Source organism: Streptomyces sp. NPDC007983 (genome assembly GCF_042958345.1).
Taxonomy (GTDB): domain Bacteria; phylum Actinomycetota; class Actinomycetes; order Streptomycetales; family Streptomycetaceae; genus Streptomyces.
The window spans coordinates 139,613-157,424 of sequence record NZ_JBIBJI010000017.1; the positions used below are offsets into that span (position 1 = coordinate 139,613).

Here is a 17,812-nt window from a genome sequence, read left to right on the forward strand (position 1 = left end):
GCCCATGGGCCTGATGGACAATCTCAAGGCCAAGGCCGGTGTCATGAAGGACCGGGCCGGCAGCTTCGCCCAGCAGCACGAGGCCAGGATCGGACGGGGCCTCGACAAGGCCGCCAAGACGGTCGACACCAGGACCAAGGGCAAGTACAGGGCAAAGATCGAGACTGGCACGGGCAAGGCGAAGGACGCCCTCAGCCGCCTCTCCCACCGGGACGAGGACCGCAACCGGACCGAGCGCAAGGACCAGGGCGGCGACAGCGCCTGATCCCCGCCGGTACGCGGCCGCGAAGCGGATGCCTCGCGGCCGCGGCGGCCCCGCGCCCCCGCACCCCGCCGCCGCACATCCCGACACCGCACGTCTCGCCGCTCCGGCAGCGGATCGCGCCGTAGATCTCGCCGCTCCGGCAGCGGCTCGCCCCGGGACGCCGTGATCCGGCGGCCGCGATGGGCGATACCCGCCCTACGCCCAGCGGGCCACGAAATACCCCACGCCGTATGGCGCCTCGTCATACCGCAACTCCCCCTTCAGCCCCGCCCCTTCGGCCGCCCCCGCGAGCACCTGCAGCGAGGCGCGGCCCGCGGCCTTCAGCTCGTAGGCCAGCTCCTCGTCGAGCGCAGCGAGGGCCGCGGTGTCGGCCGCCGCCAGCGCCCGCGCCACCTCGGCGTCGAACGCGGCGGCACGCTCGTCGAGATAGCCCGGCGCCTTCAGCGTCCGGCACGCGCTGCCGTCACCCATGACCAGCAGCCCGACCCGCTCCGCCGACGCTGCGAGCTTCCTTCCGACTTCGATACACCGCTCGGCCGCGAGCGGTTCCCCCACCCCCAGCCCCTCGACGGGCGAAACGTCCCACCCCGCGCGCTCCAGCAGCCAGGCGCCGACCGCCAGCGACGGCGGCAGCGGCCGCCCGGGCGCCCCGTCCCCGGCTCCACCGCCCCCGTCCCCGTCCCCGGCCTCACGAGTCCCGGCCTCACCGCCCCGGTCCGCCCCCGGCGCCGCGCCCCCGAGCCGTACCTCCACGTCCACGCCGAAGCCGCTGAACGATCCGGTGGCGCCCTGCGGATGGGACCCGTGCCCGGAGTGCTCGGCCGGACCGGCCACGACCAGCCGCTCCGGCCGGGCCGCCGCGAGCGCCGCGAGCGCGTCCAGACACGCCGCACGCAGCGAGTCCAGCTCGGGGGCCGCTCCCGCGGCCAGCTCGGGCACCAGCAGCGGCGGACACGGACAGACGGCGGCGGCGATCAGCATGATCGCCAGCTTATCCGGCGGGCTCGGGGCGGGGCGCCGAGTCCCACAGCAGCTCGGCCACCCTGAACCGGTAGCAGTAGTTGCCGGTCGCGGCCTCCAGGACCATCAGGAAAACGTCCCCGTCCCGGTACACCAGCTTCCGGTAGGGGTTCACCGGGTGCCGGGGCTCGTACCGCAGCGCGCGCTCGCGCAGGGCCTCCAGCGCCTCCTCGCGGGTCCCCCGGACATGCCCCAGCGCCGTGATCGAGTGGTTACGGGCCCCCGGGCCCATGATCTGGAGGTAGTCCTCGGCCAGCAGGCCCCACCACGTCGTCATTCCATCCCCCGTGTCCTCTGCGGCGCCGCGCTCGCCGCGCGTCACCCGCCGCTCGTCAGTCGCAGCCGCAGCCCGCCGCGGGCGCCGGGGCGGGAGCAGGGGCGCCGATGGTGGGCAGCCCCAGCATCACGCCCGCCGGCTTCTTCTCCTCGGCCGTGTTCCGCCGCTCCCAGGCATCGCCGGCGCGCGTGCGCCGGACGCCCCGCGCCGGGCTCTCGGCCAGCAGGTGGTGCGGTGCGGCGTAGGTGATGTCGACGGTGACGACGTCGCCGGGGCGCACCGGCTCCTCGGGCCGGGCGAAGTGCACCAGGCGGTTGTCGGGGGCGCGGCCGGACAGCCGCCGGGTGGCGTCGTCCTTGCGGCCCTCACCCTCGGCGACGAGCACCTCCAGCGTGCGGCCCACCTGCTTCTTGTTCTCCTCCCAGGAGATCTCCTCCTGGAGGGCGACCAGCCGCTCGTACCGCTCCTGGACGACCGCCTTCGGCAGCTGCCCGTCCATCTCGGCGGCGGGCGTCCCGGGCCGCTTGGAGTACTGGAAGGTGAACGCCTGGGCGAACCGCGCCTCGCGCACCACGTGCAGCGTCTGCTCGAAGTCCTCGTCGGTCTCACCGGGGAAGCCGACGATGATGTCGGTCGAGATGGCGGCGTCCGGCATCGCGGCGCGCACCTTCTCGATGATGCCGAGGAAGCGCTCCTGCCGGTACGAGCGGCGCATCGCCTTCAGCACGGTGTCGGAGCCGGACTGCAGCGGCATGTGCAGCTGCGGCATCACGTTCTCCGTCTCCGCCATGGCGGCGATGACGTCGTCCGTGAAGTCACGCGGATGGGGCGAGGTGAACCGGACCCGCTCCAGCCCGTCCACCTTTCCGCAGGCACGCAGCAGCTTGCTGAACGCCTCGCGGTCGCCGATGTCCGAGCCGTACGCGTTCACGTTCTGGCCGAGCAGGGTGATCTCGGTGACGCCCTCGGCGACCAGCGCCTCCACCTCGGCGAGGATGTCGCCCGGGCGGCGGTCCTTCTCCTTGCCGCGCAGCGCGGGGACGATGCAGAACGTGCAGGTGTTGTTGCAGCCGACGGAGATGGAGACCCACGCGGCGTACGCGGACTCGCGCCGGGTCGGAAGGGTGGAGGGGAAGGCTTCGAGGGACTCGGCGATCTCGACCTGGGCCTCCTCCTGGACCCGGGCGCGCTCCAGCAGCACCGGCAGGCTGCCGATGTTGTGGGTGCCGAAGACGACGTCGACCCAGGGGGCCTTCTTGACGATGGTGTCGCGGTCCTTCTGGGCCAGGCATCCGCCCACGGCGATCTGCATGCCCGGGCGCCGCGCCTTGATCGGTGCGAGCCTGCCGAGATTTCCGTACAGCCGGTTGTCGGCGTTCTCCCGCACCGCGCAGGTGTTGAAGACGACGATGTCGGCCTCACCCTCACCGGTGCCTTCGGGCGCACGGACATAACCGGCGCCTTCCAGCAGGCCGGACAGGCGCTCGGAGTCGTGGACGTTCATCTGGCACCCGTAGGTGCGCACCTCGTAAGTCTTCGCACTCATCTCAATCGACCAGGGTACGTGTTCGTCCCGCTCCCCCGCCCCTCCCTTCCCGGGACGGGTACTGGCAGGATCCTTCCCATGGCCGTCAGTCTTCCGCGCCCGGACCGGCGCCGCGCCCTGCAGTCCGCCGCGGCGGGCCTGGTCGTCCTCACGCTGCTGCTGTGGTGGCTCCTGCCGGTCGGCGGCGAGGAGAAGCCCCGGGGGAAGGTGACCTTCGCGACGGGGGTGTCCACCGGGGTCTACCAGACCTACGGCGAGATGCTGAAGCGGGATCTCGCCCGTGACCTGCCCGATCTGGGTGTCAGCCTCCTGGAGACCCGGGGGTCGCCCGACAACGTGGAGCGGCTGGCCCGGGGCCGGGCCACCTTCGCCATCGCCGCCACCGACGCCGTCGCCGCCTACCACGGCAAGGGCGCCGGGCGGCTGCGTGCCTGCGCGCGGCTGTACGACGACTACATGCAGCTGATCGTGCCGCGCGGCTCGAAGGTGCGCTCGGCGCGGGACCTGCGGGGCCTGCGGGTCGGCGTCGGGGACGACGGCTCGGGCGTGCAGCTGATCACGCGGGGGCTGATCAAGGCCGCCGGGCTGAGCTTCGACAAGGACATCACGGCCGTGCGCTCCGGTATCGACAAGATGCCGGGCCTGCTGCGGAAGGGGAAGCTGGACGCCTTCTTCTGGTCGGGCGGGCTGCCGACCACCGCGGTGCGCACCCTGGCCCGGGAGTATCCGATCCGGCTGGTCCAGCTCGGCGACCTCACCGGACCGCTGCACCGGCAGGGCGGGGTGACGCGCTACTACCGGGCGGCGACCGTGCCCGCCGACGCGTACCGGGAGATACGCCAGCCGGATGACGTGAAGACGATCGCGGTACCGAATCTCCTGGTCACCACGGACCGGGTGGACCCGGAGCTGGCGAAGGGCGTCACCCGCACGGTGATAGAGAACCGGGACCGCATCGGGGCGAAGGTGCACGCCGCGCAGAAGGTGGACCTGCGGACGGCCGTTTTCACCGATCCGCTGCCGCTGCACAAGGGCGCCGCGCGCTACTACCGCTCGGAGAAGCCCTGAGGCCCCGGCGGCTCGCAGAAGCCCTGAGGGCCCGGCGGCTCGCAGAAGCCCTGAGGTCCCGGCGGCGCGCAGAAGCCCTGAGGGCCCGGCGGCGCGGCCGCCTCACTGCGGCTTGTCGCGCGGCACGGTGATGGTGACGCACAGTCCGCGGGGCTCGTTGGGCGCGTAGGCGATGGTGGCGCCGCCCGCCATGAGCAGCGCCCGGGAGATGGACAGGCCCAGCCCGGAACCCGAGACGTTCTGGTGCCGGTTGCTGCGCCAGAAGCGGTCGCCGATCCGGGCCAGCTCGTCCTCGGTGAGGCCGGGGCCGCCGTCGGCGACGGTCAGGGCGATGGACTCGCCGTCGGCCCGCGCCGAGACCTCGACGTGCGACCCCGGGGGCGTGAACTTCAGCGCGTTGTCGACGACCGCGTCCAGGGCGCTGGACAGCGCCACCGGATCGGCCCAGCCGGTGACGGCCGAGGGGCCCGTGTAGGCGAGACCGACCTCCTCGCGGCCGGCGACCGGAAGCCAGGCGTCCACCCGGTCGGCGGCCAGTGCGGCGATGTCGGTCAGCCGCAGGTCGGCCGCGGTGTGCTCGGCCAGGGCGAGGTCGAGGAGGTCGTCCAGGACGCGGGCCAGGCGTTTGCCCTCCGTGCGCACCGAGGCGATCTCCTCATGACCCTCGGGCAGTTCGAGACCCAGCAGCTCGATGCGCAGCAGCAGCGCGGAGAGCGGGTTGCGCAGCTGGTGGGAGGCGTCGGCGACGAAGGCCCGCTGCTGCTCCAGGACTTCCTCGACATTGTCGGCCATCTCGTTGAACGAGCGGGCCAGCCGGCGCAGCTCCGGCGGCCCCGAGGCGGCCGCGACCCGCGACTGCATGCGCCCGGTCGCGATGTCGTGCGTGGCGGTGTCCAGGATGCGTACGGGCCGCAGCACCCAGCCGGTGAGGCGGAACGCGGCCCCCACCGCGAGCAGCATCGCTGCGCACTCCCCGCCCGCGATGACCAGCCAGCCGTGCAGGATGCGCGAGCGCATCCGGCCGGTGGGCGAGTCGGTCACGACGACGGCCACCACGTCCCCGTCCCGGACGACGGGGGACGCGACGGTGAGCCTGCCCTCCTGCCAGGGCCACACCTGCGGCGGGTCGTGGCTGCGGCGCCCGGCCAGGGCCTCCTCGAAGGCCTCGGCACCGTTTCCGTCCCGGGGCAGCCGCCAGTCGGCCGGTGCCTTGGCCATCCGCAGGCCGTCCCGGTAGAACACCCCGGCCCGGATGCCGTACAGGTCGTGGTAGCGCTTGAGTTCCGAACTCAGCGTATGGAGCCGCTCGTTGCCCTCCTCGCCCGCCACGGCCGTCGGCCCGGCGGTGACGAACTGGGCGAGCGCGGCGAAGCGGGCGGTGTCGTCGATCCGGTCGACGACCACGCGCTGCTGCTCGCGGGCGGCCAGGCTCCCGGCCAGCGGGAAGCCGAGCGCGAGCAGTACGCCCGCCATGAGGACGATCAGCAGCGGGAGGAGACGAGTGCGCACGGGGGGAGCCCTGGCCGCTCAGCCGGCCGGGGCGACGAGACGGTAGCCCACGCCCCGGACCGTCTCGATCAGGGCGGGCATGTGCAGCTTGGAGCGGAGCGAGGCGATGTGCACCTCCAGGGTGCGCCCGGTCCCCTCCCAACTGGTGCGCCACACCTCGCTGATGATCTGCTCACGGCGGAAGACCACGCCGGGGCGCTGGGCGAGCAGCGCGAGCAGGTCGAACTCCTTGCGGGTGAGCGAGATCGTCGCGCCGTCGACCGAGACCTGGCGGGTGGGCAGTTCGATGGTGACCGGTCCGAGCCGCAGCGGCGGCTGCGGGCCGTCCCCGCCCTCCTCGGTGCCGGCCCCGCCCCCGGCGCCGGAGTCGGCCGGGAGGGTGCGCCTGCTGACGGCGTGGATGCGGGCGAGCAGCTCCATGGTGTCGTACGGCTTGACCACGTAGTCGTCGGCGCCGAGGTTGAGCCCGTGTATGCGGGACCGTACGTCCGCGCGCGCCGTCACCATGATCACGGGCGTCGCGGTGAGCTTGCGGATCCGGCCGCACACCTCGAAACCGTCCTGGTCCGGCAGTCCGAGGTCGAGGAGTACGACGCCGAAGGGCGCGCCCGCACCGGGCAGCAGCGCCCGCAGTGCCTCCTCACCGCCGCGGGCGTGGGTGATGTCGAAGCCGTGCCGGGACAGCACCGCGGTCAGAGCCGCGGCGACATGGTTGTCGTCCTCGACGAGCAGCAGCCTCACCAGCCCCTCCTCCACCTTCCCTCTCATGGGTGCGCGCCTTCTGCCGCGCGCGGCCCGAACGTGACCGAAGACACGGCCCCAGGGAATCCACTCCGATCCGCACCCACGCGTCAAGACGCATACAGTCACAGGAAGGTTTCCGTTATGCAGCCGGTACGACGCCCGCACGGGCCTTTACCCAGAGTGCCGAGTCGAAGCCAGATCGTTATCCTCAATTTCCGCTCAGATGTAATGACGCTGATCGTGGCAGCTCATTAATGTCCTCCCAACCAAGGAGGACGGGAGCGGAAAGCCGAATGAGCGAAGTATCGGTGACCAAGGACGCCGCACCAGTGGCGAACGCGTTGGTCGCGCTGTCCGGAGTCAATAAGCACTTTGGCGCGCTGCATGTCCTCCAGGACATCGACCTGACCATATCCCGCGGCGAAGTGGTCGTCGTCATCGGGCCGTCGGGTTCCGGCAAGTCCACGCTGTGCCGCACGATCAACCGGCTGGAGACCATCGACGCCGGATCCATCACCATCGACGGCAAGCCGCTGCCCCAGGAGGGCCGGGAGCTGGCCCGCCTGCGCGCGGACGTCGGCATGGTCTTCCAGTCCTTCAACCTCTTCGCGCACAAGACGGTGCTCGAGAACGTGATGCTGGGCCAGATCAAGGTCCGCAAGGCGGACAAGAAGGCCGCCGAGGACAAGGCCCGCAAGCTGCTCGACCGGGTGGGCGTCGGCGCCCAGGCGGACAAGTACCCCGCCCAGCTCTCCGGCGGCCAGCAGCAGCGCGTGGCCATCGCCCGCGCGCTGGCCATGGACCCGAAGGTGATGCTCTTCGACGAGCCCACCTCGGCGCTCGACCCGGAGATGATCAACGAGGTGCTGGAAGTGATGCAGCAGCTCGCCCGGGACGGCATGACGATGGTCGTCGTCACCCACGAGATGGGCTTCGCGCGCTCCGCGGCGAACCGGGTGGTCTTCATGGCGGACGGCCGGATCGTCGAAGAGGCCGAGCCGGACCAGTTCTTCAACAACCCGCGCAGCGACCGGGCCAAGGACTTCCTCTCGAAGATCCTCCACCACTGAGGCATGTGGCCAGGACAGTCACCACGTTTGCGAAGACGTACGGAACCAAGGATGGGGCAGCACCATGAGGATGCGTAACACGGCAGCGGCCGCAGCGGTGGCACTCGCGCTGGCGGCGACGGCGACCGCCTGCGGCGGCGAGAAGGGCCCCGCCGGCGACAAGCCGAAGGGCGGCGACGTCTACAACGGCACGTACACCGTCGCCAAGGACGTGAAGCTCGACTCGCCGACGCTCAAGGCGGCGCAGAAGCGCGGCAAGATCGTCATCGGCGCCAAGGCCGACCAGCCGTACCTCGGCTTCCAGGACACCGATGGCAAGCGCTCCGGCTTCGACATCGAGATCGCCAAGATGGTCGCCGCCGACCTCGGCTTCTCCGCGGACAAGATCACCTTCAAGACGGTCGACTCCAACGTCCGCGAGACCTCCATCTCCAAGGGTCAGGTCGACTACTACGTCGGCACCTACACCATCAACGACGAGCGCAAGAAGCAGGTCGGCTTCGCGGGCCCGTACTACCAGGCCGGTGCCGACCTGCTGATCCGCAAGGACGAGAAGGGCAAGATCACCGGGCCGGACAGCATCAAGGGCAAGAAGGTCTGCTCGATCGTCGGCTCCACTCCGCTCCAGGAGATCAAGAAGCCGAAGTACGGCGCCGAGACCACCGAGCTGAGCAAGTACTCGCTCTGCGTCAAGCAGCTCCTCGACGGCCAGGTCGACGCGGTCACCACCGACGACGCGATCCTCAAGGGCTACGCGGCCCAGCGTCCCACCAAGCTCACGCTGGTCGGCAAGCCGTTCACCGAGGAGCCGTACGGCATCGGGATGAACAAGGGCGACAAGGTGCTGCGCGACGCGATCACCGACGCGCTCGAGAAGCACATCAAGAACGGCGACTACAAGAAGGCGTACGAAGGCACGCTCGGCAAGTCCGGCTCCTCCTACGTCGCGCCGAAGACCCCGCTGCCCCGCTACTGAGCAGGAGCTGGGCAGGCCCGGTCCCCGGTCCCCCGTTCACCCGTGAAGCCGGTGCGCTCCGCACGCCGCTGACCCGACCGCTACCGCGGAGAATCGATGAACGTACTCCTCGATCATTTGCCCCAGTTCCGTGAGGGGTTCCTCGGAACCCTGGCCCTCACGGCGGCCAGTGCGGCGCTCGCCCTCGTCCTGGGCATCATCATGGCCGGCTTCCGGGTGTCCCCCATCCCGCCGCTGCGCGCCTTCGGCACGGCGTGGGTCACCCTGTTGCGCAACACCCCGCTGACCCTGCTGTTCCTGATCGCCTTCTTCGTGGTCCCGCAGATCTTCTTCCCGGGAACGAGTCCGTTCGTTCTCGCGATGCTGGCGCTGGGCTGCTACACGTCGTCCTTCGTCTGTGAAGCCGTGCGGTCCGGTATCAACACCGTGCCGCTCGGCCAGGCGGAGGCCGCCCGCAGCCTGGGCATGACCTTCGCCCAGACGCTGCGGATGATCGTCCTTCCGCAGGCCACCCGGACCGTGATTCCTCCGATGAGCAGCATCTTCATCGCTCTGACGAAGAACTCGGCCATCGCGGGCGCCTTCAGCAACACCGAGCTGTTCAACGTCTCGAAGCTACTCAGTGACAAGGGCTTCGCGATCGGGTGGATCTTCCTGTGGATCGCCCTGTGCTACCTCGTCATCACCTTCACCATCAGCGGTGCTTTCCGACTGCTGGAGAGCCGTCTGGAGGTGGCCCGATGAGCGCGAGCGTCCTGTACGACGCGCCCGGCCCCAAGGCCCGTGTCCGCAACCGCGTCTACTCGGTCATCGGCACCCTCGCCGTCCTCGGCCTGATCGTCTTCGCCGTCCTGCGGCTGAGCGCCAAGGGCCAGTTCGCGCCGGAGATGTGGGAGATCTTCAACTACGCGGGCGTGCGGACCAGCATCCGCGACGGCGTGCTCACCACCCTCCAGGTGTTCGCCGTGGCGTCGGTGCTCTCGCTGGTCCTGGGCGTCGTGCTCGCGGTCGCCCGGCTCTCGGACCACCAGCCCGTCCGCTGGCTCGCGACCGGATTCGTCGAGCTGTTCCGGGCCATCCCGCTGCTGATCACCATCTATGTGCTGTGGGTGCTCCTGCTCACCTACCGCTCCGACCTCGGCCTCACCGGCGACAGCACCGGCTTCTGGGCCCTGGTCGTCGGGCTGACCGTCTACAACGGCTCGGTGCAGGCCGAGGTGTTGCGGGCGGGCATCAACGCGGTCCCCCGCGGGCAGCGTGAGGCCGCCTACGCCCTCGGCATGAGCAAGACCCAGGTCATGACGACGGTCCTGATCCCGCAGGGCGTGCGGGCCATGCTGCCGACCATCATCAGCCAGCTCGTGGTGACCCTGAAGGACACCTCGCTGGGCTACGTCATCACCTACCAGGAGCTGCTGTACCAGCTCCAGCAGATCGCGAACAACACCATCGTCAACGACGACAACCCGTACGTCCCGGTGATCATCGTCGGGGGCACCATCTACATCGCGATGTGTCTGGCCCTCTCCTCCCTGGCCACCTGGATCGAACGGCGCGGCCGACGCGCCAAGACCGGCATCCCGGTCGCGGACGCCGCCCAGCCGCTCGCGGCCGCCGACGCCCTCGACGCGGTGGAGCAGCCCGCGCCGGAGCAGCCGGCCGGCAAGGTCAACTGAGGCAAGCGGGTCCTGACGGGCGGTGGCGCGCGCGCCACCGCCCGTCGCCGCTTGACGCGGGCACTCGCAGTCGGTTGCATGCTTTCTGTGATCGCTCACCGGGTTTCAACTGCCAGTTTCCGTACGTCACGTACGCCCCGCAGGGCCATGGGAACCGCGCCGTGGACCCGGTGATCGTCGCCGGGGCGGGCCCGGTCGGGCTCACCCTGGCCCTCGCACTCGCCCGTCTGGACGTCCCCGTCGTGCTGTTCGACGAGACCACCGGGGGCGATGAGCCACGCCTGGCCCGCACCGTCGTGCTGCGCCCGGACACCGCCGCCCTGCTGGAGCGGCTGGGCTGCCGGGCCGCGGCCGGCGCGCGGCCGTGGACGGGGTGGCGCACGCTGCGCCGGCGCCAGCTCGTCCGGCACGTACCCCTGGAGCCCGGCCCGCTCTTCGGCGCCCCTCCCCCGGCGGCAGACGCCTCCGGGGACGGCGGCCCGCAGGAGGGCGACCGGCGGGACGGGGCCGCGCGGGACGACGAGCCCGAGGCGCCGGTGTCCTCGCCGCTGCATCTGCCGCAGCACGAGCTGACCCGGGCGCTGCGGGCGGCGCTGGCCACGATCGGTGACGAGGACCTCGTACGGATCGTCCCCGGCACCCGCGTGGAGACCGTCGAGCAGGACGCGCGCGGGGTCAGCGTACGGACCCGGGGCGCCCAGGCCACCTGGTGGCGGGGCAGCCATCTCGTCGGCTGCGACGGCCCCCGGTCCACTGTCCGCAAGCAGCTGGGGGTGCGCTTCCCCGGGCGTACGGCGGTGGAACGGCACGCTGTCGCCGCCCTGCGCGCCGACCTCCCCTGGCCCGGCGAGGCCGTGCTGCACCGCTCCCCGCCGTGGCGGAGCATCGACGCGGAGGTGACCGCCCGGCCGCTGCCGCACGGGGTCTGGCGGATCGACTGGCTGCTCCCGCCCGGCCGTGACCTCGTCACCCCGGACGCCCTGATGGTCCGGGTGCGCGACACCCTCGCGGGGTGGTGCGAGGAGACCGCGGTCCCCTACGAGCTTCTGGACACCGGCGTGCACACCGTGCACCACCGGCTCGCCCGGCGCTGGCGCGTGGGCCGCGCCTTCCTCGCCGGGGACGCCGCCCATCTGCACGGCGCCCTGGGCACCCAGGGGCTGGAAGAAGGGCTGCGGGATGTCGGCAACCTGGCCTGGAAGCTCTCCCTCGCCTGGCACCACGGCGCCTCCGACGCCCTGCTCGACAGCTATCAGGCGGAGCGGCGCACGGCCTTCGCCGCACGGCTGCGCACCGCCGACCAGGCGCTGCCGCTGGTCCGGGCGGCCGGAGGGTGGCACGCGGTACGGCGCACGGTGCTGCCGGGCGGCGCGCGCGGCCATGACGCGCTGCTCACCGACGGTCACCTCGGCCGTGGCCCGCTGGGCGCGCCCCCCGTCTACAACCGCTCCCCGCTGGCCCCCGCGGCGCCGCCGGAGGGCTCCGTCACGGTGGGCACGCCGACCGGGGCTCCGGTGGCCGACGTCCGCGTGACCGCGCCGGACGGCGCGGTGGTGCGGCTTTCGGAGCGACTGGGCCGGGAGCTGCTGGTGGTGCTGGTCGCTCCGGGCACCGGGGTGTGGGACCGCCGCCACTGGATGCGTGCCGGGTTGATGCCCCGGCTGGCGGCGGCCGTCACGGCCCTGCCGATGCGCACGGAACTGCTGGTCGCCGAGGAGTATCCGGGGGCTCCGGCGCACACCGTGCTGCTGGTGCGGCCGGACGGTCATCTCGCCGCGGCGCTGTCCGGGGTACGGCCGGCCGAGCTGTACGCGTGCGCGGACGCGGCGCGGGGCGGGGACACCGCCCGGGGTGCGGACGCAGAGCAGCGAGGCCATCAGGACACAGAGGCCACGGCCCGCCGGTAGTGAGGAGTGTGTCACGTGCCCTCGCGCGCTCCATGCCGCTGACGTCGTACGCCGTGGTGTGAGCGCTCCGGGCCCGCGCCGACACGATTGACCTTCCCTTCCAGATCATGCTTCACTGCGGAGCGTGACTGACACCGGTCTGCCTCGCTTCTGGCGGAGGGTCCATCTGGACCTCCTCCGCTATGCGGGCTGCGTGTGTCGTCCGTCCTGTTGATCCGCTTTTTCTCCCGCGCGGCCCGCCGCGCCTCTTTCGCGATCACCCAGGACGGTTCCCGTGTCTGACGCATCTGTTCTTTCCTCTGAGCGCCCTTCGGCCGGTCCCGCCGCGCCGCCCAGCGCGGCCGATCTGCTGGACTTCGTCCGTCGTACCGCCGCCGACGCGGACCTGGTCGCCTCGCTCCCGCTCGATCCGGAGGGGCGCACCTGGCTGCGGCTGGACGGCCCGGGCGGCAGCGAGGCATGGCTGATCGCCTGGCCGCCCGGAACCGGCACCGGCTGGCACGACCATGGCGGTTCGCACGGGGCGTTCGTGACGGCGGCCGGTGAGCTGAACGAACAGTCGCTGGCCGTCCGCCTGCCCACCGAGGGCTGGAAGACCCTCGAACTGTCCGAGGGCGTGGACCGCGAACGGCGGCTGTCCGCCGGGCTTGGCCGGGCCTTCGGCGCGCACCATGTCCATGAGGTCATCAACCCGTCGTCGGAGCGGCACGCGGTGTCGGTGCACGCCTACTATCCGCCGCTGCCGCTGATGCGGCGCTACAGCCGCACCGGCCAGGTGCTGCGGCTGGAGCAGGTCGAGCGGCCGCAGGAATGGGAGTAGCGACGATGGGCGCGACGAAGCGCAGCGTGGACGAGCTGCTGGCCGAGGCGCGCCAGGGGCTGGACCGGATCGGGCCCGAGGAGGCCGCTGCCGTGCAGTCCGAGGGCGGGCTGCTGGTGGACATCCGGTACGCGGCACTGCGGGAGCGCGACGGGACCATTCCGGGGGCGCTGATCGTCGAGCGGAACGAGCTGGAGTGGCGGCTCGACCCGCAGTGCGACCATCGGCTGCCCGAGGCGACGCACCACGATCTGCCCGTGGTGGTGGTCTGCAACGAGGGCTACGCGTCGAGCTTCGCGGCGGTCTCGCTGCGGCAGCTGGGCCTGACGCGGGCCACCGATCTGGCCGGCGGCTTCCAGGCCTGGCGAGCGGCCGGCCTCCCGGTGCACTGACCCGAGCAGCCGGGCCGCCCTCGTGTCGGCCCGGGCCCGCGGGCCGGAGGGTCAGGCGTCGGGCAAGTGGTGCTCCAGCAGCTCCGGGTCCTCGCCCTCCTCCTCCAGCGCACGACGCACCACCCGGAGCGCCAGTCCCTCGGGATACCCCTTGCGGGCGAGCATTCCGGCGAGGCGGCGCAGCCGCTTGTCCCGGTCGAGGCCGCGGGTGGTGCGCAGCTTGCGCTCGACCAGCTCGCGGGCGGTCTGCTCCTCCTGGTCGGCGTCGAGCTGTTCCACGGCGTCGGCGATCACTGCGGAGTCGACACCCTTGGTGCGCAGCTCACGGGCGAGCGCGCGGCGGGCCAGACCCCGGCTGTGGTGCCGGGACTCCACCCAGGCGCCCGCGAACGCCGCGTCGTCGATCAGCCCGACGTCCTCGAACCGGGACAGCACCTCCTGCGCCGCCTCGTCGGGGATACCACGGGCGTGCAGGGCGTCCGCGAGCTGCTTACGAGTACGCGGGGTCCCGGTGAGCAGGCGCAGGCAGATCGCCCGCGCCTGCTCCTCCGGGCCGAGCGGCGTCCCCTGCTCGGCCCTCGACGAGGAGGGGGCGCCGCGATCCGGACGGTCCGGGGGCTCCGGACGGCCCGGGCCGTCCGGCCAGTCGGTCCGCCGTGTCATGGTTCAGCTCTTCGTCGCGGCGGTCTTGGCCGCCTTCGCCCCGGACTTGGCAGCCGGGGCGGCCGCGGCCTTCGGCGGCGCGGCGGCGGGCGCGGCACCCGCCGCGTCCGGGCCGGGTTCGGCGGCCGGGTCCGCGGGCTTCACACCGATGCCGAGCTTCTCCTTGATCTTCTTCTCGATCTCATTGGCGAGATCGGGGTTGTCCTTCAGGAAGTTACGGGCGTTCTCCTTGCCCTGGCCGAGCTGGTCGCCCTCGTAGGTGTACCAGGCACCGGACTTGCGGACGAAGCCGTGCTCGACGCCCATGTCGATCAGGCCGCCCTCACGGCTGATGCCCTGGCCGTAGAGGATGTCGAACTCGGCCTGCTTGAAGGGCGGCGCGACCTTGTTCTTGACGACCTTGCAGCGGGTGCGGTTGCCGACCGCCTCCGTGCCGTCCTTGAGGGTCTCGATACGACGGATGTCGATGCGGACCGATGCGTAGAACTTCAGCGCCCGGCCACCGGTCGTCGTCTCCGGGGAGCCGAACATGACGCCGATCTTCTCGCGCAGCTGGTTGATGAAGATCGCGGTGGTCTTGGACTGGTTCAGCGCACTGGTGATCTTGCGGAGCGCCTGGCTCATCAGCCGGGCCTGCAGGCCGACGTGGGAGTCGCCCATCTCACCCTCGATCTCCGCGCGCGGCACCAGAGCGGCGACGGAGTCGATGACGATGAGGTCGAGAGCACCGGAGCGGACCAGCATGTCGGTGATCTCGAGCGCCTGCTCGCCGTTGTCCGGCTGGGACAGGATCAGCGAGTCGGTGTCCACACCCAGCTTCTGCGCGTAGTCCGGGTCGAGCGCGTGCTCCGCGTCCACGAAGGCCACGGTGCCGCCCGCCCGCTGCGCGTTGGCCACGGCGTGCAGGGTCAGGGTCGTCTTACCGGAGGACTCGGGGCCGTAGACCTCCACCACGCGGCCGCGCGGAATGCCGCCCACACCGAGGGCGACGTCGAGAGCGGTCGACCCGGTGGGAATCACCTCGATGGGGTCGTTCGGCCGGTCGCCCATGCGCATCACGGCGCCTTTGCCGAACTGCCGTTCAATCTGTGCGAGCGCGGCGTCGAGCGCCTTCTCGCGGTCGTTTCCTGCCATGGGTTCCACCCGGTTTGCTTGAGTCGATCGCTTCACGTCCATGACGCTAGCGCCTGCCACTGACAAGCGGCCCGGACGTGCTCGGCCTGTGGATAACCGGGCCGGGCCTCCATGAGAATGGATGTTCGATTTTTGTGTCAACTGCGCCGGGACAGCGCGTGTCGCACCCGCGCCAGCGCGGAGGCACCGCGCCGCCGCGTGCGCCCGTGCATCCGCGGATCGTCCGTCACGTCGTAGCGCTTGATGTACGCGCCGAGGAACGCCTGCAGCGTCGCGGTCGCCGGAATCGCGATCAGCGCCCCCACCGCGCCGAGCAGCGCGGTGCCCGCGATCACCGATCCGAAGGAGACGGCGGGGTGGATGTCCACGGTCCGCGCCGTGATCCTCGGCTGCAGCAGGTAGTTCTCGAACTGCTGGTAGACCACGACGAAGACCAGCACCCAGATCGCGTACCAGGGGTTGACGGTGAAGGCGATCAGCATCGGCAGGGCGCCCGCCAGATAGGTGCCGATGGTCGGGATGAACTGCGAGATCAGCCCCACCCAGACGGCCAGCGCCGGGGCGTAGGGCACGCCCAGGCTCTCCAGCAGGATGTAGTGCGCGCCCCCGGAGATCAGTGCCATCAGCCCGCGCGAGTAGATGTAGCCGCCGGTCTTGGCGACCGCGATCTCCCAGGCCCGCAGCACCTCGGTCTGCCGGTTCGGCGGCAGGACGGAGCACAGCGCGCGGCGCAGCCGGGGGCCGTCGGCGGCGAAGTAGAAGGCGAACAGCGTCACCGTGAGGAGCCTGAAGAGCCCGCCGAGCACCTGCGTCGAGACGTCCAGCACATTGTCGGCGCTGTTCTTCACATAGCTCTGCAGCCAGTCGGAGTGGAGCAGGCTGTCCTGGATCTCCAGCCGCGACAGCCGGGTGTGGAACGTGTCGTTGACCCAGCTGACCACCTGATCGAGGTACTTGGGGAAGTCCTGGACCATGGTCATGATCTGGTCGGCAAGCATCGAGCCGAGCAGGGTGAAGAAGCCCGCGGCGCCGATGAGGATGCCGAGGAAGACCAGTCCGGTGGCCAGGCCCCGGCGGACGCCGCGCGCGGCCATGCGGTCCACGGCCGGCTCGATCGCGAGGGCCAGGAAGAACGCGATCAGGACGTTCAGCAGCAGTCCGGTCAGCTGATCGAAGGCCCAGGTGGCAAGCCGGTAACAGGCCACCAGGGCGAGGGCGAGCACCATGGCTCGGGGCAGCCAGCGCGGCATGCGCGCGGACTGCGCCGGCGCGTCCTTGGGGGCTTGTGCGGTGGTCGGGACGCCGTCGGCGTCGGGGGAGAGGGTCTCTTCGGTCGGGGCCACCCGGCAAGTGTGGCGTACACCCGTCCAGAAAATCCGGCCACCCCGGGAGTCCGCCCCCCTCTCCCACGTCCCGGCCCGCGCCCGGTGCCCGCCGCCGCCCGTCGGCGTCAGCGCTCGTCAGCGCTTCTCGGCCGGGATCTCCATCGCGGTGCACACCCCGCGCCAGACGTCCTTGGCATCCCATCCCGCGGCGAGCGCCTGGTGGACGGTCCGGCCGCCGAGCTGGGACATCACATGATCGCGCGCGAAGGAGTCGGCGTAGCCCTCGCCGAAGTGATCCGCCATCCGCTGCCAGAAGACCGTCAACCGCATGCGACCAGTATCGCGCTCCCGGGGTGCACCGGGGCATGAGCCCCCTTCCGGGGGCGTTTCCCGCCCTACGGTCTGTCCCATGGATCGATCCGCAGCAGTCCCCTCCTCCCCGTCCACGCCGCCCGCGCCCGCCTCGCCGCTCGCACGCGCCGCGCGGTTCGTGTGGCTGACCGCACGCGTGCTCGAGCAGCGCCGGTTCGCGTATCACTTCCAGGACGCCGACGCCGAGCCGGTCGAGACCGCGCTGTCCGCGTACCTGGGCGCCGACGGGGGCTACGGCCACGCCCTGGAGCCGGATCTGCGCGGACCGGTGAGCCAGCCGCAGCACGCCGCGCACGCCCTGCGGGTGCTCGACGGGATCGGCCGCTGCGGCGGGCAGCGGGTCGAGCGGCTGTGCCGCTATCTGACCGCGATCTCCACCCGGGACGGCGCGCTGCCCGCGTGCCACCCGTCGCTGCGCGACTACCCGGCCGCCCCCTGGATCCGGCCGTCGGACCATCCGCGCGGCGATCTGCTGACCACCGGTCCCGTGGTGGGGCTGCTGCACCGCAACGAGGTGTGGCACGCCTGGCTGTTCCGGGCCACGGACTTCTGCTGGGCGGCGGTGACGGCGCTGGAGGAGGGCGCCCCGGCGCGACCGTACGAGGTGGGGGCGGCCGTCGCCTTCCTGGACGGCGCGCCGGACCGGGCGCGCGCCGAGCAGATGGCCGAGCGGCTGGGCCGCCGGGTGCGGGAGCGGCGGCTGGTGGTGCTGGACCCCGAGCGCGCCGAGGACGGTCCCCTGCCGCCCGGGCACGGCCCCGGTGAGCACACCTTCGTGTACGACATCGCCCGTACGCCCGGCTCGCTGGCCCGCCGCTGGTTCACCGACGCGGAGGTGGGGCGCTCGCTGGACTTCCTGGCGGACGCGCAGCGGGAGGACGGCGGCTGGCCGGTCCGGCGGCGGACCTGGACCGCGGGGGCGGCGCTGGAATGGCGGGCGGTGGTGACCGTGGAGGCGCTGCTCACGCTGCGCGCCTACGGGCGGGCGGTCTGAGAGGCCGCCGCGCCGACCTGCGGAGACGACCCGTTGTCAGTGGGGCGGTGCACG

At 71.8% G+C, this 17,812-nt stretch carries 20 protein-coding genes; 11 read left to right on the plus strand and 9 right to left on the minus strand.

Annotated elements, in window-relative coordinates; all coding sequences use genetic code 11:
- The first annotated feature begins 4 nt into the window (after nt 1-4).
- Complete coding sequence (locus ACFZCY_RS36115; protein WP_391183170.1) at nt 5-265, plus strand: Rv0909 family putative TA system antitoxin; 261 nt, start codon at nt 5-7, stop codon at nt 263-265.
- A gap of 195 nt (nt 266-460) precedes the next feature.
- On the opposite strand, the gene ACFZCY_RS36120 is transcribed toward ACFZCY_RS36115, so the two are convergent.
- The 3 genes from ACFZCY_RS36120 to miaB are packed head-to-tail and all read right to left on the minus strand — an operon-like array spanning nt 461 to nt 3,108.
- Nucleotides 461-1,246 carry a class III extradiol dioxygenase subunit B-like domain-containing protein gene (locus ACFZCY_RS36120; RefSeq protein ID WP_391183171.1) on the minus strand — a complete coding sequence of 262 codons (786 nt, stop codon included), beginning with the start codon at nt 1,244-1,246 and terminating at the stop codon, nt 461-463.
- A gap of 10 nt (nt 1,247-1,256) precedes the next feature.
- Nucleotides 1,257-1,562: a hypothetical protein gene (locus ACFZCY_RS36125; RefSeq protein ID WP_391183174.1), complete on the minus strand. Its 306-nt coding sequence runs from the start codon at nt 1,560-1,562 to the stop codon at nt 1,257-1,259.
- Between the two features lie 55 nt (nt 1,563-1,617).
- Complete coding sequence (gene miaB / locus ACFZCY_RS36130; RefSeq protein ID WP_391183177.1) at nt 1,618-3,108, minus strand: tRNA (N6-isopentenyl adenosine(37)-C2)-methylthiotransferase MiaB; 1,491 nt, start codon at nt 3,106-3,108, stop codon at nt 1,618-1,620.
- Nucleotides 3,109-3,186: 78 nt separating this feature from the next.
- Here miaB and ACFZCY_RS36135 point away from each other — a divergent pair, with 78 nt between their 5' ends.
- The gene (locus ACFZCY_RS36135; protein WP_391183180.1) at nt 3,187-4,176 is read left to right on the plus strand and encodes a TAXI family TRAP transporter solute-binding subunit; all 990 of its coding nucleotides are present in this window, start codon (nt 3,187-3,189) and stop codon (nt 4,174-4,176) included.
- A gap of 102 nt (nt 4,177-4,278) precedes the next feature.
- On the opposite strand, the gene ACFZCY_RS36140 is transcribed toward ACFZCY_RS36135, so the two are convergent.
- A complete protein-coding gene (locus ACFZCY_RS36140; RefSeq protein ID WP_391183182.1) occupies nt 4,279-5,685 on the minus strand; it encodes an ATP-binding protein in 1,407 nt (468 codons plus the stop codon).
- Nucleotides 5,686-5,703: 18 nt separating this feature from the next.
- Entirely contained in the window at nt 5,704-6,426 is a 723-nt protein-coding gene (locus ACFZCY_RS36145) for a winged helix-turn-helix domain-containing protein (RefSeq protein WP_391183258.1), read from the minus strand.
- 296 nt (nt 6,427-6,722) lie between these two features.
- Between ACFZCY_RS36145 and ACFZCY_RS36150 the strand changes: the two genes are divergently transcribed.
- From ACFZCY_RS36150 to ACFZCY_RS36185, 8 genes are all read left to right on the plus strand, one after another.
- Entirely contained in the window at nt 6,723-7,499 is a 777-nt protein-coding gene (locus ACFZCY_RS36150; RefSeq protein ID WP_361485701.1) for an amino acid ABC transporter ATP-binding protein, read from the plus strand.
- A gap of 64 nt (nt 7,500-7,563) precedes the next feature.
- Entirely contained in the window at nt 7,564-8,475 is a 912-nt protein-coding gene (locus ACFZCY_RS36155) for a transporter substrate-binding domain-containing protein (protein ID WP_391183185.1), read from the plus strand.
- A 96-nt stretch (nt 8,476-8,571) separates the two neighbouring features.
- A complete protein-coding gene (locus tag ACFZCY_RS36160; protein WP_391183188.1) occupies nt 8,572-9,219 on the plus strand; it encodes an ABC transporter permease subunit in 648 nt (215 codons plus the stop codon).
- Nucleotides 9,216-10,151 carry an ABC transporter permease subunit gene (locus ACFZCY_RS36165; protein WP_391183190.1) on the plus strand — a complete coding sequence of 312 codons (936 nt, stop codon included), beginning with the start codon at nt 9,216-9,218 and terminating at the stop codon, nt 10,149-10,151. Before ACFZCY_RS36160 ends, ACFZCY_RS36165 begins: the two co-directional genes overlap by 4 nt.
- A gap of 161 nt (nt 10,152-10,312) precedes the next feature.
- Nucleotides 10,313-12,058 (plus strand): FAD-dependent monooxygenase, encoded by a 1,746-nt coding sequence (locus ACFZCY_RS36170; RefSeq protein WP_391183193.1) that lies wholly within the window; start codon nt 10,313-10,315, stop codon nt 12,056-12,058.
- A 124-nt stretch (nt 12,059-12,182) separates the two neighbouring features.
- The gene (locus tag ACFZCY_RS36175; RefSeq protein WP_324618140.1) at nt 12,183-12,272 is read left to right on the plus strand and encodes a putative leader peptide; all 90 of its coding nucleotides are present in this window, start codon (nt 12,183-12,185) and stop codon (nt 12,270-12,272) included.
- Between the two features lie 60 nt (nt 12,273-12,332).
- The gene (locus ACFZCY_RS36180; protein WP_391183197.1) at nt 12,333-12,878 is read left to right on the plus strand and encodes a cysteine dioxygenase; all 546 of its coding nucleotides are present in this window, start codon (nt 12,333-12,335) and stop codon (nt 12,876-12,878) included.
- Between the two features lie 5 nt (nt 12,879-12,883).
- Nucleotides 12,884-13,270, plus strand: coding sequence for a rhodanese-like domain-containing protein (locus ACFZCY_RS36185; protein WP_391183200.1), 387 nt, complete (start codon nt 12,884-12,886; stop codon nt 13,268-13,270).
- Between the two features lie 51 nt (nt 13,271-13,321).
- Here ACFZCY_RS36185 and recX read toward each other — a convergent pair whose 3' ends face one another.
- The 4 genes from recX to ACFZCY_RS36205 form a co-directional block, all read right to left on the minus strand.
- Entirely contained in the window at nt 13,322-13,933 is a 612-nt protein-coding gene (recX, locus tag ACFZCY_RS36190; RefSeq protein ID WP_391183203.1) for a recombination regulator RecX, read from the minus strand.
- Nucleotides 13,934-13,936: 3 nt separating this feature from the next.
- Nucleotides 13,937-15,067, minus strand: a complete 1,131-nt coding sequence (gene recA / locus ACFZCY_RS36195) for a recombinase RecA (RefSeq protein WP_391183205.1) — start codon at nt 15,065-15,067, stop codon at nt 13,937-13,939.
- Nucleotides 15,068-15,204: 137 nt separating this feature from the next.
- A complete protein-coding gene (locus ACFZCY_RS36200; protein WP_391183207.1) occupies nt 15,205-16,410 on the minus strand; it encodes an AI-2E family transporter in 1,206 nt (401 codons plus the stop codon).
- A gap of 117 nt (nt 16,411-16,527) precedes the next feature.
- Nucleotides 16,528-16,722, minus strand: a complete 195-nt coding sequence (locus ACFZCY_RS36205) for a DUF3046 domain-containing protein (RefSeq protein ID WP_391183209.1) — start codon at nt 16,720-16,722, stop codon at nt 16,528-16,530.
- A 79-nt stretch (nt 16,723-16,801) separates the two neighbouring features.
- Between ACFZCY_RS36205 and ACFZCY_RS36210 the strand changes: the two genes are divergently transcribed.
- The gene (locus ACFZCY_RS36210; RefSeq protein ID WP_391183212.1) at nt 16,802-17,758 is read left to right on the plus strand and encodes a hypothetical protein; all 957 of its coding nucleotides are present in this window, start codon (nt 16,802-16,804) and stop codon (nt 17,756-17,758) included.
- The last annotated feature ends 54 nt before the right edge of the window (nt 17,759-17,812 follow it).